Origin of the sequence: Salinicola sp. MIT1003 (assembly GCF_001858555.1) — a bacterium.
Classification (GTDB): Bacteria; Pseudomonadota; Gammaproteobacteria; order Pseudomonadales; family Halomonadaceae; genus Salinicola; species Salinicola salarius.
The window spans coordinates 1-16,850 of sequence record NZ_MCAP01000059.1 but is presented as its reverse complement, the minus strand read 5'-3'; the positions used below and the strand labels follow the sequence as shown (position 1 = coordinate 16,850).

Below are 16,850 nucleotides of genomic sequence, written 5' to 3'. Positions count from 1 at the left end.
GGCTCCGGCAGGTGGCGGTGGTCGATCCGTTCGGCAGTCATTTTTCGAGATGGCGACGAGCGCGAACCAGTGCCCGATACCACTGGCGATGCGGCATACCCACGGCGGGCGGCGCCATGCTGAGGTAACTGACGTTGGGGGTTTCGCCACGGTCGAGGTTGACGTTGGTCAGCATCTGCAGCGTGGTTTCCCGCGCGCCGTACTGACGCTGCAAAAACGCCATCGCTTCCGGTTCCAGCGCGACGCGGTAGTGCTTGACCAGGGCCAGGGCCAGCGACTCCGCCGTGCGCGACAGGTCGGTCTCGATCTCGCGGACCATGGCGGATCCCATCGCGGCTTTCGCCGCGATCGACAGGTTGGGTTCGAGCTGGCCGAAATCCGCGGCGTTGGTGCTGTTGATGGCGCGCTGGACGGCCGGGCGCGACAGATGCACGTGGGGCTCCAGCGCCAGGAATATCTCTACCGCGACGCGCTTGGCACTTTCGACCCCCACGCTGAGCTGGGTGTCCCGCTCGGCCTGACGCAGACGCTCGCGCAGCGTACCGATATTGGCTTTCTCGAGATGGCGGCCGAGATGCTTGCACACCACTGCCTTGGCCTCGTCGTTGAGGGCGATCTTGCTCTCGCGAATGCGCAGGCCGCGCCGTCCCGGCCCCAGGCGCAGGCGGGTGGTGTCGTCCGAGAGATCGGCGCTCACCGCCTCCCAGCGCTGGGCCATGCGCAGGCGATGGGCGTGGCTGCGCCCGACTTCGTTGTAGGCGCTGGAGACGCTCTTGTAGAGCTTGATCGCGTTGGTCAGCACCTCTGCCTGGTGGCGCAGGGTCTGGCGATCGTCGCTGCGCCCGGTGTGGATGGCATGGGCCAACGTCTGGATCTGCTCGCTCAATTCGTCGATGGCCGCGACGCTGTGGGCCAGCAGGGCATCGGCGCGCTGGCCGGAGACGTTCTCGGCAAGCGGGGTCACCGAATGCTCGATCAGATAGGTGTTCAGCGCCTTGAGGCGGGATAGCCCGGTCGCCTGGGCGATGCGGTGACGAGCACGGGCTTCCTCGAGGCTGTCGAACGCCCGCGCCAGCTTCCAGCGTCCGCGATATTCGAACGACAGCACCGGAATCTCCCGGCCGCTGATCAGCTCGAACGCCAGGATCACCATCTCCTCGACGTCCTGCAGCGTCATCAGCAGGTCGTTGTCGTGCTCGATGGCGGCCATGACACGTTCGATGAAGTGCTCGTCCCGCGGCACGCCGTAGCGCGGGTCCGGGGCGTGCCCCTCGAAGCGCTCGCGCAGCAGGGTGATCGCCACCGGCGCGAGCTCGTACAGTTCGGTGAGGCGGGGTTCGATGTCGTCGCGGTAGATCTCGACCAGATCGCTGACGCGCGCGTGCAGGCCCACCCGGCGGTAGACATCGATCTGGCCGATCACGCGAGCGCTCTCTTGATCGTCCAGCAACTCTAGCGCCGCCAGTTCGACGCCTTCCGGCGACAGATCCTGCTTGCGCAGCAGCATGGCGGCCGCTTCACGGCGCCGGGCATCGCCCTCGAGGCTTTCGACGATGAGATTGCGCGTCGCCAGCAGCAGCTCCGGCAGCGTCTTGATGACGCGCTCGATGCGACTCGAGGTTCGTTCCAGCCGTCTCCCGCCCGTCAGGTGATGCAGAAGATTGGCGATGATCCCCGCCGCGCCGGTGATGACCGTGAACGAAATGAAGAAGATGTAGTTCTCGAGCGTCGGCGCCTTGCCGTATCCCAGCAGGTAACCGCCCCAGGCGCCCAGCAGGGTGACCGGCCCGGCGGTCCACAGGATCTGCAGCAGGCTGACGGTCCAGGGGACTTTCTCGACCGCCGCGGTGATGCGCCGAATCTCGTCACGGCCTTCCCGTTCCAGCCTTACCTGTGGTGCATCGCTGGCGGCCGACTGCGAAGGGCGACGAAACGGAATCGGCAAGAGCACGGGCGCTCCTCTCTGGTGACGACGATGGATGGGTACGGTCGGCTCGTCACGACGGTCGGCTGGTCACGGCGACCGGCTGACAGCGACGACCGGGTTGGCACCGGCATCCGGGCTGACGGCGACGATGGCCCTGCCGACCCCGACAGGGCAAGCGGCGGCTAAATTATCACCCCATGCCGGCACTCGCCAGCGCTGTTGCCCGGCATGCTAGGATGGAGCGAGCAAATGGAGGAATGCCATGCTGACAGCTTGGGTCGAACAGCTGCTGGGTTTTGCCAGTGGCGCCCTCGAGACGATTCGCGCCAATGAATATTACCCGACGATGATGGCATGGGCCCGAGCCGAGGGGGTCGAGCATTGCGGCGGCAGTCTCGACCTGGCTCAGGCGCTCGCTCCGCTCATCTGGAACCAGACTCCGCTGGTTCGGCGCGACTTCGATACCGAGCCGCTGGCGGAGCCGCAGCGGGACGAACCCTGCTGGTGCGATTCGGGGCGGCTCTATCGCGACTGCTGTGCGCGGGTCGAGATGCCCAGCGTCATTCCCGGACACCTGATGTGGATGCTGTCGCTGCGCGAATGGCGTGGCGAGACGCTGAAGACCGCGCTGGACAGCCGCAAGGCGCCACCGCAGGCGCTGCTGGAAGCCGGCATCGTCTCGGCGGAGAGCGGCAACAACGGCCGCGCCCAGCAGATTCTGGAGTCGCTGTTTGCCGGCGATCGCGACTGGGCGGTGCTGGAAGAGCAGATCGAGCCGGCCTTCGAAATCCTGGTCGATCTCTATCAGGAGCGCGGTTTTCATCGCAAGCGGGCGGCATTGGTCGAGAGAGTGATGGCCGAGGGGCCGGGATTCCTGCGGGGTGCCGCCCTCGAGCGGTTGTGCCTGATGCATCTGGACAGCGGCGATCTGGCCAGCGCGCGGGATGCCTTCCAGAGCGCCCAGCGAACCCTGCCGGATTCACCGTCGCTGGCGTATATCGAGGCGATGGTGCTGCTCCACGAGGGCAATGTCGGCAAGGCGCGTCAGCGTGCGGCCTTCTGGTGGCGACGGCTGTCGCGCCAGCATCATCTGGACCCGGATCAGCTCGAATTCATCGCCGAGCTGGCCGACGACCCTCAGGCGGCGCTGGCGGAGCAGGTCATCCACTCCGAGGAGGCGTTGGCCGGCCCGTTGACGGCGCTGCAGGCGCTGCTGCATACCCAGCAGCGTCCGCCCCGTCTCGAACTGGCCCACTCCGAGGAAGGGGCGCTGCTGTATGAACCCAGCTCTCGCGAGGCATCGCTCTATAGTGGCTGGGCCGATGCCTGCGAGGTCGAGATCGACGAAGATGCCGCGCTGGGGTTTCTGGGCGACCCGTGGGTAACGGCGCCGCAGTGGCTGCAGGCACTGTGCGCCAACCCGGAATGGCTGGACGCGCCGCGCGTGATGCAGGCGCTGACCCTGGCGCTGGCGAGTCGCTTCGGCAGCCTGCCCTGGATGGTCGATACCTTCTTCACGCCGCTGGCGGAGCGCTACGGCTTCTGGCTCAACCAGCTCGAGGACGCCGGTGGCAGCTTTTCCTGGCACGATGCGGACAATGCGACGCTGCTGCGAACCGGCCTGGCGCTGGTCATCGGCATGGAGCGTGGCGCGGGGCAGGAGGCGCGGAAGCTGGCGCAGCGGCTGCTGGCGCTGGACGAGGAGGACAGCCTGGGCCTGCGCGAGCTGGTGATCGACCAGTTGCTGCGTGAGGGCAACGATGAACAGGCGCTAGCGGTCAGCGAACAGGGGCCGGAAGGAACCGAGATGCTGGGCGTGCAGATGGGCCGGGTACTGGCGCTCTATCGCCTGTCGCGTCGGGAGGACGCGCTCGCCGTGCTGCGGGAGGTCTATTCGGCCAACCCCTACATATTGCCGATTCTCTGTGAAGACCGCCCGCGGCCGGCACGACTCGGCGACGACATGCCGGAGCCGGGCACGCGCGCGGAGGCGTGGCAGTATCGTCAGCTGATGCGCGACCAGTGGCTCGCTTCGGAGGGCGCCCTGGACTGGCTCGCCCGGCAGCGTCGGGCGCTCTCCTGAGGTTCGCTGGCAACGGCCTCTTCATTTCTTATTTCTGTCCGTACCCGTCAGCGCGTGCTGGCGGGCTCGCCGTCTTCCCGTCCGCTTTCCTGTCCGTTGCCCCGTGCTTGGGTTTTCGAGGCCGCCCCCGCCTCATCGGCCGCTTCGTCGCCTTCACTATTGGTATCGAGCGTCGACAGCCGGCGGCTCAGCCACCAGGCCAGCGCCACGGCCGGCAGACCGAGCAGGCAGACGATTCCGAAGAAGCTGGCATAGCCGACATCGGCCACGACCACGCCGGAGAAGCCGCCGATGAACTTGCCGGGCAGCGTCATCAGCGAGGAAAACAGTGCGTACTGGGTGGCGGTATAGGTGCGGGAGGTCAGGCTCGACAGGAAAGCGATGAACACCGTGCTGGCGAGGCCATTGGCCAGGTTGTCGCCGGTGATGGCCACGATCAGCAGCGGCAGGCTGTCGCCGCCGGTGGCGAGCAGCACGAACAGCAGGTTGGTCAGTGCCACGGCCAGCGCGCCGACGATCAGCATCCGGCCCAGACCATAACGGACTACCAGCAGCCCGCCAAGAACGCCGCCGCCGATGGTCATCAGCACGCCGAAGACCTTGGTGACGCTGGCGATGTCGCTCTTGGTGAAGCCCAGACTCAGGTAGAGCGGATTGGCCATCGCCGCCATCGAGATGTCGCTGATGCGGTAGATGCCGATGAAGACCAGCAGCCACAGCGCCAGGCGGCCATAGCGCTGGAAGAAGTCTCCGATCGGGCAGACGATAGCCGCGATCAGCCAGACACCGGTCTGTCGCTGCCAGCCGGGGCGGTTCGCGCTACGGCGGAGAAAGCGCTTCACCCGAGGATGGAACAGCACTACGGTGAGGCTCTGCGGACGCGGCGGTTCCGGGCGTACCAGCACGGTGACCATGCCGATGCCGACCAGCGCGGCCATGCTCAGATAGGCTACTGCCCAGGACGCGGCGTCGGCGATGTAGAGCGCACCGGCCCCCGCCATGACGATACCGATGCGATAGCCGATGATGTAGGTCGAGGCCATGGCGGCCTGGATTGCCGCTTCGCCGGATTCGATACGGTAGGCGTCGATGACGATGTCCTGGGTCGCCGCGCCGAAGGCGGTGAGCAGGGCGAAGGCCGCCACCAGCGGCAGGTGTCCGGCGGGATCGAGCCCGGACAACCCCAGCAGGCCGGCGGCGATCAGCGTCTGCCCCAGCAGCATCCAGCTGCGACGCTGGCCCAGCCAGCGCCCGATCAGCGGCAGCCTCACCCGGTCGACGATCGGCGCCCAGAACAGCTTGATCGAATAGAGCAGCCCTACCCAGCTGAAGAAGCCGATGGCAGCGACTTCGACGCCGCTATCCTCGAGCCAGGCGGTGAGTGTCGAGAACACCAGCAGATAGGGTAGCCCGGCGGAAAACCCCAAGAACAGCAAGGTCACCACCGGCGCCCGCAGGTAGACGCGCAAGGATGTCAGCCAGTCACGTGGCTTGCGTTGCATGCAACCTCCAAAGGAAACGCTGCCTAAATGTCTGCGCAGGCGAATCGCTGCGTTGCGCGGTGCTGGAGCGCCAGCCCGGTCGGATCCTCACTACACCCCATAGGCTCCGGTTGCTGCGCTCCGTGCGCCTTGCGACGGAATGCCGCCCACTTCATCCTGCTCGACGATTTATTCAGTGTTTCCAATAAACCGGATCGGCACGCCGCGGGCGGACGTGTCGGATCGAAAATGGTACGCTAGATGGCCTGTCGCGTCTGGCCCGAATGCCACGCTGGCGATCTCGCAATAACGCGTGATTCTGCCTCGTCGAAACGGGCGATGACAGGGATTGTCTTTTTAAAGGTCATGATTAGTAGTCATGATCAGAGGTCGTGATCAGTGGCGGCGATCAGGGAAGGTATATCGATGACCAGTGAATCGGCGCAGGATGGCGAGTCGTTGCCACGCTGGTATGTGATCCAGTGCAAGGGCGGCGAGTCGTTTCGTGCCAGTGAGCATCTCGACAACCAGGGCTACGAAGTGTTCCACCCGGTGCTCGAGGTGCAGAAGCGCCGGCGTGGCAAGCTGACCTGGGTCGCCGAGCCGCTGTTTCCGCACTACCTGTTCATCCGTCTCGATCGCATTGCCAGCAACTGGCGGCCGATTCGCTCCACGCGGGGGGTTCTGCGACTGGTCGGTTTCGGCCAGGAGCCGGTGTTCGTGCAGGATGCGCTGGTCGATACCCTGCGGGATCGCGTCAGTGCCGACGCTAGCCGCGACCGCGCTAACGTCTACTATCGCCAGGGCGATATCGTCGAGATCACCGACGGGCCGTTTCGTGCCCTGCAGGCCGTGTTCGAGGCGCAGAAGGGCGAAGAGCGCGCCATCGTGCTGCTCAACCTGCTGCAGCAGACCCAGCGCCTCGAAGTGCCTGTCGATGCCCTGCGCAAGCACTCCTAGCCGTAAGATTCCTCGAACTTCCGGCAAGCCGCCCCAAGCCGCCCCAAGCCGCCATCATCCGTCATCTGCCACGAATTTCTACCGTCACCCTGGAGGCATCATGAGCCAGTTCGCCATCGCACCGTCTCTCGTTGCGTCCCTGCATTATGTTCTCGCGGACGAGCGAGGCCGCACCCTCGACGATTCCCGGGCACGCCAGCAGCCGCTGGAGTATCTCCACGGGCACGACAATCTGTTCCCGGCACTGGAAACGGCACTGGCCGCGCGCCGGGCGGGCGAGCGGCTGCGCGTCACCCTGGCGCCTGCCGATACCTACGGTGAGCGCGACGAAGCGCTGGTCAGCGTCAGTCCGCGGTCGGCTTTTCCGGAAGATCAGCTATTGCAGGCCGGCCAGCGCTTTCAGGCGCAGGGGCCGGACGGCCCGCGGACGGTGACGGTGGTCGAGGTCGACGAGACGCAGGTCACCGTTGACGCCAACCACCCGCTGGCCGGCGAAACGCTGACCTACGAGATCGAGATTCTCGAGGTACGCGAGGCGACGCGGGCCGAGCTGGCCAAGGGGCATCCGCTACCGCCGGGAACCTCGCACACCGAAGTCGAAGATCGCAAACGGTAGTTTTCCGGAGGGAGTTGCTCTTTCTGGGGGACTTGCATTTTCTGAGGGGCATGCTCTTTCTGAGCGGACCAGTTCTTCCTGAAAAGACGTTTGATTCGCTTTGCTCACTCTGCGGGCCAGCCTCCGGCTGTGTCTCCGCAGGGCTCCGACTCAACAATGTTTGGCCGACGCGCAGCAGATTGTGAACGGGTTCTCAGCGATCCACCCACCAGCGCGTGAACCAGGCCTGCATGACCTGCTCCGGATAGACCGTGCGGCCCAGGCTGCCGTTGTAGCGAGCCAGGGCCTGGGTCCAGTCGCCACGCTCGCGTGCCAGATAGTGAGCGAGGATGGTACAGCCGTAGCGCAGATTGGTATCGATATCGTGCAGATCGTCCTGCGGGCGGCCGATCTCGGCTTTCCAGAACGGCATGACCTGCATCAGTCCCAGCGCACCCGCCGACGAGACCGCGTTCGGTCGAAAGCGGCTCTCCACATCGATCAGTGCCAGCACCAGCTCGGGCGGCAGCTGGGCACGCCGCGCTTCGGCATGAATGCGCTCCAGCAGCGCCAGGCGATCATGGCGTGACGGATAGGCTTCGGGCTGGCGTCGGGCCAGGCGGGATTGCATGTCCAGCAGCCACACCTGGGCGTCGAAGGCATCCTCGAAGCCGTCCGGTGCCGCCATGACCCGCGACAGCGACTCCAGCAGCGCGGGGGATAGCGGCTCGCTCGGGCTGCCGACGGACGGCGCGTTCGTCTGGGCCAGCGTCACGCCTGCCGTGAACAGGCTGGCGACGACGAGCCAGCTCGCCGTCGCCAGTGTCGCGGTGAGTCGCGCCGGCACGATCCCTCCGATCAGGCGAACCGGGCGTCCAGGAATGCGCGAAGTTCGTCCAGCGCCACCATGGTGACCTCGCTGTCACGGCGGCCCTTGTACTCGAGCTCGCCCTTGTCGAGACCGCGGTCGCCGATCACCAGTCGATGGGGAATGCCCATCAACTCCTGATCGGCGAACTTGACGCCGGGGCGCAGGTCGCGGTCGTCCAGCAGCACGTCGATGCCGGCATCCGTCAGCTCCTGGTAGAGCCTGTCGGCGGTCTCGCGAACCCGGTCCGACTTGTGGGCGTTCATCGGTACGATCGCCAACTGGAACGGGGCAATGGCATCGGGCCAGATGATACCGCCGGCATCGTGGTTCTGCTCGATGGCCGCAGCCACCACGCGGGTGATGCCGATACCGTAACAACCCATCCAGACCGTCGTCGGCTGGCCGTTGTCGTCGAGTACCGTGGCGTTCATCGCCTTGGAGTACTTCTGTCCGAGCTGGAAGACGTGGCCGACTTCGATGCCTCGGGTGATCGAAAGCTGGCCCTGGCCGTCCGGCGACGGGTCGCCCTCGACCACGTTGCGCAGATCGGCGACCTGCGGCAGCGGCAGGTCGCGCTCCCAGTTGATGCCGAACAGATGATGATCGTCGACGTTGGCGCCGGCGCCGAAGTCGCTCATCAGCGCGACGCTGCGATCGATGATCAACGGCAGCGGCAGATTCACCGGACCCAGCGAGCCGGGGCCGGCGCCGATGGCGGCACGAATTTCCTCTTCGCTGGCCATGGTCAACGGCGCGGCGACGGCATCGAGGTTTTCGGCCTTGATCTCGTTGAGCTGATGATCGCCGCGTACCATCAGCGCGATCAGCCCGCCGTCGGCGGCATGCACGATCAGCGTCTTGACGGTCTTCTCGATCGGCAGGTCGAAGCCTTCGACCAGCGCAGCGATGGTGCGCACGCCCGGCGTGGGCACCTGACGCATGGTTTCCTGCGGCGCGGCACGCTCGGCGCCCCTGGGCGGTAGCGCCTCGGCCTTTTCGATGTTGGCGGCGTAGTCGGAGCCGGTGGAGAAGACCACGGCATCTTCGCCGGAGTCGGCCAGCACGTGGAATTCATGCGAGCCGGTGCCGCCGATGGAGCCGTTGTCGGCGAGTACCGGGCGGAAATCCAGACCCAGCCGGGTGAAGATCCGCACGTAGGCGTCGTACATGCGCTGATAGGACGCCTTGAGGCCGGCTTCGTCGCTGTCGAACGAGTAGGCGTCCTTCATGATGAACTCGCGCGAGCGCATCACGCCGAAGCGGGGGCGGATCTCGTCGCGGAACTTGGTCTGGATCTGATAGAAGTTGGTCGGCAGTTGCTTGTAGCTGCTGATCTCGCGCCGTACCAGGTCGGTGATGACCTCTTCATGGGTAGGGCCGACGCAGTAGTCGCGCTGATGACGATCCTTGAGCCGCAGCAATTCCGGACCGTACTCGTCCCAGCGGCCGGATTCCTGCCATAGCTCGGCGGGCTGTACTGCCGGCATCAGGACTTCCTGCGCGCCGGCGCGATCCATCTCCTCGCGGACGATACGCTCGACCTTGCGCAGCGTTCTCACGCCCACCGGCAGCCAGGTGTAGAGCCCCGATGTCAGACGGCGGATCATGCCGGCACGCAGCATCAGCTGGTGACTGACGATCTCCGCGTCCGCCGGTGTTTCCTTGAGGGTCGAGATCTGTAATTGGCTGGCACGCATTGAGTGTTCTTTCCTGTATTCATCAGCGTAAGCGGAACGCGGCATATCCTCGATATGGCGTGATCTGCAGTCATTCGTAGGGTCGTCAGTATAGAGATGCGAGCAGCGGACGGGGAAGGGCGAGCGGCAAAAACCTCCCGCAAACGAGGTGGTGCAAGGGCCGAGGATGGCAGTTCGCGCCGGGCGTCGCGATTGCTCTACCCACTTTGCCGATCTTTCCTATAGTGAGAGTCAGGGTCGCATCCGGCATCGCCGGGAAGGCGAGCGGAACAGGACACCATCGGAAATCCGTCGTTGGCGGCCCGCGCCGGAGGGAGGTGTGTCATGATTCATCACGTCTGGGGACTGCTTACGCATCCCAATCGCGAGTGGCAGCAGATCCGCGGCGAAAACGAAACCGTATCGCACTTTTACGGTTCCCATGTCTTGGTGATGGCAGCCATTCCGGTGGTCTGCGCCTTCATCGGCACTACGGTGGTCGGTTGGCACTTCGGCACGACCAAGGAGGGACTGGCGAAGACCGTGACTGTCTCGCCTGCGACTGCGGTGCTGCTGGCGATCATCTTCTATGCCCTGATCCTGGGCGCCGTCTGGCTGATGGGCAACGTGATTCACTGGCTGGCGCGTCGCTATCCGGAGCGACCGGATCTCAGCCATTGCGTGGTGTTCGCCGGCTACATGGCGACGCCGATGTTCCTGAGCGGCGTGGTCGCGCTCTACCCGCTGATATGGCTGTGCTTGCTGGCCGGCATCGCGGGGCTCTGCTATACGGTCTACCTCGTCTATGCAGGCCTGCCATCCTTTCTGGGTATCGATCAGCACGAGGGCGTACGTGCCTCGAGTGCGGCGCTGGCGATCGGCATTCTCGTGCTCGAGGCGTTGCTGGCGATCACCGTGCTGCTGTGGGGTTACGGCGCCTCGCTGGTCTGACTTCCGACGATTCTTTTGACGCTCGGCGCCCGCCCCTATGGCGGGCGTCGTTTTGGGGTCGGCAGCATCTGGACTCGACCCGGGTCGATGGATTAGGTTACTCCGCGTTACCTTTCCGTCACTGGGATTTCGCAATGCAACCTCCGTTTCGACGCCTGATCGCTGGCGCTGTCGTGATCGGCCTGATTCTGCCGCTGACCGGCTGCGGCACGCTCTTCTATCCCGAGCGCAAGGGGCAACTGCAGGGGCGTATCGATCCCGGCGTGGCGATTGCCGACGGGCTGGGCCTTTTGTTGTTCATCGTGCCGGGCGTGATCGCCTATGCCGTGGATTTTTCCAACAACACCATCTATCTCCCGGGCTCCCATGAGGCGTCGATCGATCGCGTCCATTACGAGGGCAATTTGAGCGCCGACTCGCTGGCCTCGATGATCGAGACACGTACCGGTCACGATCTCGCTGCAGAGGCGCAAGCGCCCATCGTCGAGCGGGTCGCGACGCTGGATCAGGCGGTGTCGAGAATCGAATTCGGCCCGGCAGTGCCGCCGCCTATCTGAATCGCACCCGCCTATCTGAATCGCACCCGTCTATCTGAATCGCACCCGTCTATCTGAATCGCTCCCGCTTGCCTGAACGGCTTCCGAATCAGGCCGGTCGCGATTTCGGCGCCACGAGCAGCGCCAGCATGCCGGCTACCAGGCCCCAGAAGGCAGCGCCGACCCCGAACAGCGTCACGCCGGAACCGGTAACCAGGAAAGTGATCAGTGCCGGCTCGCGGTGATGAGGCTCCAGCAGGGCGCGATGAAGGCTGCCACCGATGGTCGAGAGCAGCGCCAGCCCGGCGATTGCCAGCACCAGCGCCTGGGGCAGGGCATCGAACAGCGTGCCGATCGAGCCGCCGAAAAGACCCGCCAGTAAATAGAAGCCTCCTGCACAGACCGCCGCCGGATAGCGTCGGTCGGCATCGGGGTCGACATCCGGCCCCATGCAGATCGCGGCGGTAATCGCGGCCAGGCAGACGCTGAAGGCACCGAAAGGCGCCAGAACGAGGGTGGCCAGTCCCGTCCAGATCATCAACGGAGAAATCGGCGCGTCGTAACCCGCGGCACGCAGGGTCGCCACGCCCGGCGCGTTCTGCGAGGCCATCGTCACCACGAACAGCGGGATGCCTACGCCGATCAGGCTCGACAGCGAGAAGGTCGGCCAGATCCCATGGGGTACGCTGACGATCAGTTGCGCCTGCCGTGTATCTATTTCGCCCAGCAGCCCCGCAACGCCGAGCCCTGCCAGCAGCACCAGCACGATGGCGTAGCGCGGTAGCCAGCGCTTGGCGGCGAGATAGATCAGGAACATCGACGACACCAGCACGAAGTCGCCGTTCAGCGAGCCGAAGGCGTCCAGGCCGAAGCGCAGAAGCACCCCCGCCAGCATGGCCGCGGCGATGGATTGCGGAATGATCTGCATCAACCTGGCGAACCAGCCGGTAATGCCGCAGATCAGGATCAGCACGGCGCAGAAAACGAAGATGCCGATCGCCTCGCTCAATGGCAGGTCGGGCAGGCTGACGGCCAGGAGCGCGGCCCCCGGCGTCGACCAGGCCGTCAGGATCGGTTGCCGGTAGCGTAGCGACAAGCCGATCGAGGTGACGCCCATGGCCAGTCCCAGCGCACTCAGCCATCCGCCGATCTGGATCGGTGACGCGCCAGCTGCCGCAGCCGCCTGGAAAATGATCGCTGCCGAACTCGTATAGCCGACGAGGACCGCGACGAATCCCGCCGTGACGTGGGAAGCCGTTATCGTCGTGCCGTGCCGACGGTCGGCCGGTAAACGTGCCATGAACACATTCCTGAAAATCGGAAGGAATGTGCGTTATAACGTACATTGCGCGATCTCGGCAACGTGCGCTATAACGCACATGAGCACAAATAAAACCTATAGACGTGAGTGCATACGAGTTTCGCACTGGCGGCATTCAGGCAGGGCGCAAGCACCAGGCGATGACAGGAAGCGGGCGGAGGAGAGATGGACGCGAATGTCTCGGCGATCGGCCGACACATGAAAAAACGACGCGCCGAGCGTGGCTGGAGCCTATCCCGGACGGCCGATATCTGCGGAGTGAGCAAGGCGATGCTGGGGCAGATCGAGCGGGGAGAGTCGACGCCGACCATCTCCACGCTCTGGAAGATCGCCAGTGGCCTGCAGGTGCCGCTGTCGCAATTCCTGGTGCCCGAGGGCCTCGCGCTGCAGCGGATGGAGGCGATGCCTCGCCATCACGATGCCTCGGGGATGATCGTGACTCCACTGTTTGCGTTCGATCCGGTTCTGGGGTTCGAGATGTTCGCGATCGAGCTGCTCCAGGATACCTTGAGCGAGTCCGCGCCCCACGCCGCTGGCGTGGTGGAGCATCTGGTCGTGCTGGAAGGGCGAATGGAACTCTTCGTCGACGGCGGTTGGCAGGCATTATCCGCCGGCGACGCGGTCCGATTCCCCGCGGATCAGCCCCATGCGTACCGCAATCGCAACCCGGAGCCGGCAAAAATCCACGATCTGATTCACTATCCCTTCAGCGGCTGAGGCGCCGTTTCGGGCGTGAATGGGTCGTCTTCTTCCGGCTTCCTGCAGCCTGCGGGTTCGGCCAGCGTGGTATCCAGCAGCGCTTGCGGTCGATAACGGGCGAGCAGCGCCCAGAGAATCGCTGCCGTCTCGCGATCCGGCTGGCCTGAATAGCTGGCCGGGCGAAAGTGCATCTGGAAGGCGCGCGTCACGTCCCGTGTCTCGCCGTCGATCACCCCCGTCGCCGCCAGCGAATAACCGTACGCGCTCAGCGCTCGTTGATATTGCGTGATCGAGGGCGAGCACTGGGCGAATCGATGACGAAAGCTGGCCACATCCTCGTCTCTCGGCCAGGCGCCGACGCCGGCATCATGCAGGCGTTTCCAGGGAAAGCGCGGGCCAGGGTCGATCTTGCGCGACGGCGCGATGTCCGAGTGTCCCAGGATGGCGGTCGGCGGCAGCCGATAGCGGCGAATCACATCCTTCGCCAAGGCGATGACCGCACGGATCTGGTCCTCGGGATAAGGCTCCCATCGCTGACCTTCGAGCGTCTCCTGCGGGCCACGGTTGACGATCTCCACGCCGATGGAGGTGTCGTTGAGCTGGGTGCGGTCTTCCCAGGCGCTGACGCCGGCATGCCAGGCGCGGTCTTTCTCGTCGACCAGTTGCCAGATCTGCGGCAGATCATCCGACAGGGAGGGGGAGCGGGGCACCAGATAGTGTGAGCTGACATCGGGCCCGAGCAGGGTGCGCATCGCCCGGGACGCCTCTGAGTCGGTGTAATGCAGAATCAGATAGCGAATGCGCTGGTTGTAGGCATCGGAGCGGTGCGCGCGGTCGGCGATATAACCGTTTCGGGTCTCCATCGTCGGTGAGCCGGCACAGCCGGCCAGTATCGTCAGCAGCATCCAGCCGGCCAGCAGGCTCCCGGCTCTGCGCGGATGAACCTGTCGTCGAGGCTTCATAGCACACCCAGCAGATAACGGGTCAACAGACCCAGGGTAAGCGTGATCGAGAAACTCAGCATGGTGCCGAGCAGTACGTACTCGGTCAGCTTTCGATCGCGGTCTTCGTAGAGATCGCCGAAGCGAAGCACTGACTTGGCGGTCAGCAGAAAGCCGATAGCGGCCATCTGATGGCTGAGAACGAAGGTCAGAATGAGAAAGCGTTCGAGCATGCCGATCCGGGCACCCGCGTCGGCCAGCGTGCCGCGTGTGTCGACGCCTTCGCTCCAGCGCCGCATGATCAGCGCGATCAGTATCGACGCAGGGCGCAGGACCACCAGATAAGCCAGCGCGACGAGCAGCGTCCGGGGTTGCCACAATAGCGCCAGCTGGACCATCGGTACGGCCATGTCGCCGTCCACGACCCACCACCAGACGAGTCCCAGTATCAGCAGATGCAGAAACTGGTCGAGAAGGAAAAAGCGAACCCGGTGCGCCGGGGCGTAGCTCTTCAACGTATCGATCAGCCAGTGAGATGCGCCGATTCCCGAGGTGGCGATCAGTGCGGCGTGCACGCCGGTACCGAAAGCGAGCAACACGGCGAGGCTCAGCGACATGTGAATGCCGACGTGCCAGTAAAGCGATAGCGTGCGGAAATGGTGCTGCTGCTTCCGAGCCGCCCAGGTATCGCTCTGCAACAGAAAGTCGGCAATGGTGTGCGACAGCAGCAACGCCAACAGCAGCGACAGACTCGTCTCGTTCATGTCAGTGTCTCCAGGCGCTGCCGGCTGAACGCCAGAAAGTCACGGATCAGCGGCCAGCGTGCGGCACTCAGGCGCCGGTTGATCGTCGGTTGAGAACGACCCAGACGCCGGGCAAGTTCGCTTTGCGAATGGTCGGTCGTCAGATTGAAGCGAATCACTTCCGCGGCGTTATGGCTCCAGTGGCTGACGATGTCATCGGCAAACCGGATCAGCAGGTCCAGTTCGGGTTGCGGGGTCGCCAGAAACAGCCCCAGGCGTCGATCGCCCTGGCTCAACGCATCCAGCCCCTGCCCGGAACGGATGAACGCTTCGCCATCGGCATCGATGAAATTCTCGAGCGTGGGCACCGTGCCCTCGCCGATACCGACCGCGATTCTTGCGTCCCACATCTGCTGTCTGGAAGGGGAGTGCTCGATCAGGCTGGCGCGCATGATCACGGCGGCGGCGAGCGAATCCCGCGACTCGGGAATCGCCACCTGGAACGCATCCCCCCGAAACCGGGTACCCACGGCGCCCAGTGACTGTCCGAGGCGTTCGATACCGGTATCTATTGCCCGCCTAAGCTTGCGCTTGTCGCTGATATCGCGCGACGCGACGATATCCCCGCTGAGCACGCCAATCACTGACATGAGGCTCCTCATCGATAGCCATTCATACGGCCATGACTATAGCCAAAAAAAGCTATTTTTGCGCTTATGCGCAAAAATCACTATAACCGCAATGGCGGTATCGGTAACGTCGATGAGGATAAGGTAAAGAAAGACTGTATTTATATCCAGTATTCTGCTGTAAAGATTATTGTCTCAAAGATTGTTGTTTCAAAGATTGTTGTCTCGAACGGGTCATGCCGTGGATTCGATGGACGGCTGAGATCCCTCGAGCGTGGTGTCGGCCCCCATCAGCCTGGATGCCACCTGGTTTCTGCCCCGGGCCTTGCAGTCATAAAGCGCCTCATCGGCATGAGCGATCATGTCGTCGATATCGATCAGCAAGCCATGAGGGCTGGTGGCCACCCCGACGCTGACGGTGACCACGGAAGCCACCGAGGAATATTCGTGAGGAATGCCCAGCGCCTGAATCATGGCGCGCATGGCATCGGCCAGCGCCCAGGCTTCGTCCTTGCCGGTATTGATCAGCAGCACCAGGAACTCTTCGCCACCCAGGCGTACCACCACATCGGTTTCTCGACGGAAGGTGTCTTTCAGCACGCCAGCGATATCCACGAGGCATACATCACCGGCCGGGTGGCCGTAGTGGTCGTTGAATGCCTTGAAGTGATCGACATCGATCATCATCGCCGACACCGTGCAGCTCAGGCGACGGCTGAGAGGGACGAGCACGTCGAGCTGGCTTTCCAGCATGCGCCGGTTGCCGAGTCCGGTCAGTGGATCGTTCAGCGTCTGTTCCAGCAGAGCGGCGTGGTCACTTCTCGACTCTTCGATCAGCTTCTGCAGGTTCCGTGTCAGTAAGCCCACGGCGTCGGAGCGGCGGGAAAGATCGAAGGGCATCTGCTGCGGCGTGTCGCGGAACTCATGCACAAAGCGCACGTGATCTGCCAGCCGCCTGACCGGGGCCAGCAGTCGACGATTGAATAGCCAGAAACTGGCAACCAGGCCCGACAGCCCACTGAAGAGGCAGACCAGCACGGCAATCATGAATGGCCCGCCGGCGCCAACCAGCCAAGCCGCGCCCAGCATCAACAGCGAGGAACCCAGCCAGATTCCAGCCAATTCCACTATCGTACGGGTCGATAAGCGACTTTTCTTTTTTGTCATGTCCTGAACCGATGTCCTGGTCATCGAAAACGCCTGGCGTCGTCAGACCGCCGGAAATCGAATCCATTCGTATGGAGCCTGAAGTGAATCGAGTCTTCCGTTCAATAGCGACGGCAGGGCGGGAAATTGTATCTCACTCTCGATACGCACAACCAATTAGATATCATTGATTTAGAGCGCTCTTATCGATAACTGTAGGGTCCCGGATGATCAGATCGCCTATAGAAGTTATCCTCTGCTAGCCGCCAGGGAGCTTCTTCAGCAATTCAT

15 protein-coding genes are annotated in these 16,850 nt (G+C 64.0%); 6 read left to right on the top strand and 9 right to left on the bottom strand.

What is annotated here, in order from left to right:
* Positions 1–37: 37 nt before the first annotated feature.
* A complete protein-coding gene (locus BC443_RS16765) occupies positions 38–1,951 on the bottom strand; it encodes a hypothetical protein (protein WP_071232990.1) in 1,914 nt (637 codons plus the stop codon).
* Positions 1,952–2,189: 238 nt separating this feature from the next.
* Here BC443_RS16765 and BC443_RS16760 point away from each other — a divergent pair, with 238 nt between their 5' ends.
* Positions 2,190–4,010 (top strand): SEC-C domain-containing protein, encoded by a 1,821-nt coding sequence (locus BC443_RS16760; protein ID WP_071232989.1) that lies wholly within the window; start codon positions 2,190–2,192, stop codon positions 4,008–4,010.
* Between the two features lie 47 nt (positions 4,011–4,057).
* On the opposite strand, the gene BC443_RS16755 is transcribed toward BC443_RS16760, so the two are convergent.
* Positions 4,058–5,512, bottom strand: a complete 1,455-nt coding sequence (locus BC443_RS16755) for an MFS transporter (RefSeq protein ID WP_071232988.1) — start codon at positions 5,510–5,512, stop codon at positions 4,058–4,060.
* A gap of 405 nt (positions 5,513–5,917) precedes the next feature.
* On the opposite strand from BC443_RS16755, the gene rfaH reads away from it, so the two are divergent.
* Together rfaH and BC443_RS16745 are read left to right on the top strand one after the other, a co-directional pair.
* Positions 5,918–6,451: a transcription/translation regulatory transformer protein RfaH gene (gene rfaH / locus BC443_RS16750; protein WP_071232987.1), complete on the top strand. Its 534-nt coding sequence runs from the start codon at positions 5,918–5,920 to the stop codon at positions 6,449–6,451.
* A gap of 100 nt (positions 6,452–6,551) precedes the next feature.
* Complete coding sequence (locus BC443_RS16745; protein WP_071232986.1) at positions 6,552–7,067, top strand: peptidylprolyl isomerase; 516 nt, start codon at positions 6,552–6,554, stop codon at positions 7,065–7,067.
* A gap of 193 nt (positions 7,068–7,260) precedes the next feature.
* Here the strand turns inward: BC443_RS16745 and BC443_RS16740 are convergent, their stop codons facing one another.
* Together BC443_RS16740 and BC443_RS16735 are read right to left on the bottom strand one after the other, a co-directional pair.
* Positions 7,261–7,893, bottom strand: coding sequence for a transglycosylase SLT domain-containing protein (locus BC443_RS16740; protein WP_247643318.1), 633 nt, complete (start codon positions 7,891–7,893; stop codon positions 7,261–7,263).
* 11 nt (positions 7,894–7,904) lie between these two features.
* Entirely contained in the window at positions 7,905–9,614 is a 1,710-nt protein-coding gene (locus tag BC443_RS16735) for a proline--tRNA ligase (protein WP_071232985.1), read from the bottom strand.
* Positions 9,615–9,938: 324 nt separating this feature from the next.
* On the opposite strand from BC443_RS16735, the gene BC443_RS16730 reads away from it, so the two are divergent.
* Positions 9,939–10,544, top strand: coding sequence for a Yip1 family protein (locus tag BC443_RS16730; RefSeq protein WP_208625334.1), 606 nt, complete (start codon positions 9,939–9,941; stop codon positions 10,542–10,544).
* Positions 10,545–10,678: 134 nt separating this feature from the next.
* On the top strand, positions 10,679–11,101 hold the full coding sequence (locus tag BC443_RS16725; RefSeq protein ID WP_071232984.1) for a hypothetical protein: 423 nt from the start codon (positions 10,679–10,681) through the stop codon (positions 11,099–11,101).
* Between the two features lie 88 nt (positions 11,102–11,189).
* Here BC443_RS16725 and BC443_RS16720 read toward each other — a convergent pair whose 3' ends face one another.
* On the bottom strand, positions 11,190–12,380 hold the full coding sequence (locus BC443_RS16720) for a benzoate/H(+) symporter BenE family transporter (RefSeq protein WP_071232983.1): 1,191 nt from the start codon (positions 12,378–12,380) through the stop codon (positions 11,190–11,192).
* Between the two features lie 219 nt (positions 12,381–12,599).
* Between BC443_RS16720 and BC443_RS16715 the strand changes: the two genes are divergently transcribed.
* Complete coding sequence (locus BC443_RS16715; RefSeq protein ID WP_244179832.1) at positions 12,600–13,118, top strand: XRE family transcriptional regulator; 519 nt, start codon at positions 12,600–12,602, stop codon at positions 13,116–13,118.
* On the opposite strand, the gene BC443_RS16710 is transcribed toward BC443_RS16715, so the two are convergent.
* The 4 genes from BC443_RS16710 to BC443_RS16695 all read right to left on the bottom strand — a co-directional run bounded on the left by BC443_RS16710 (position 13,100) and on the right by BC443_RS16695 (position 16,535).
* Positions 13,100–14,062, bottom strand: coding sequence for an N-acetylmuramoyl-L-alanine amidase (locus tag BC443_RS16710; protein ID WP_247643317.1), 963 nt, complete (start codon positions 14,060–14,062; stop codon positions 13,100–13,102). The genes BC443_RS16715 and BC443_RS16710 overlap by 19 nt on opposite strands.
* Entirely contained in the window at positions 14,059–14,805 is a 747-nt protein-coding gene (locus BC443_RS16705) for a DUF3307 domain-containing protein (RefSeq protein ID WP_071232980.1), read from the bottom strand. The genes BC443_RS16710 and BC443_RS16705 overlap by 4 nt, the downstream gene beginning before the upstream one ends.
* A complete protein-coding gene (locus tag BC443_RS16700) occupies positions 14,802–15,434 on the bottom strand; it encodes a hypothetical protein (protein WP_071232979.1) in 633 nt (210 codons plus the stop codon). Before BC443_RS16700 ends, BC443_RS16705 begins: the two co-directional genes overlap by 4 nt.
* Positions 15,435–15,647: 213 nt before the next feature.
* Positions 15,648–16,535 (bottom strand): sensor domain-containing diguanylate cyclase, encoded by an 888-nt coding sequence (locus BC443_RS16695; RefSeq protein WP_071232978.1) that lies wholly within the window; start codon positions 16,533–16,535, stop codon positions 15,648–15,650.
* Positions 16,536–16,850 lie beyond the last annotated feature (315 nt).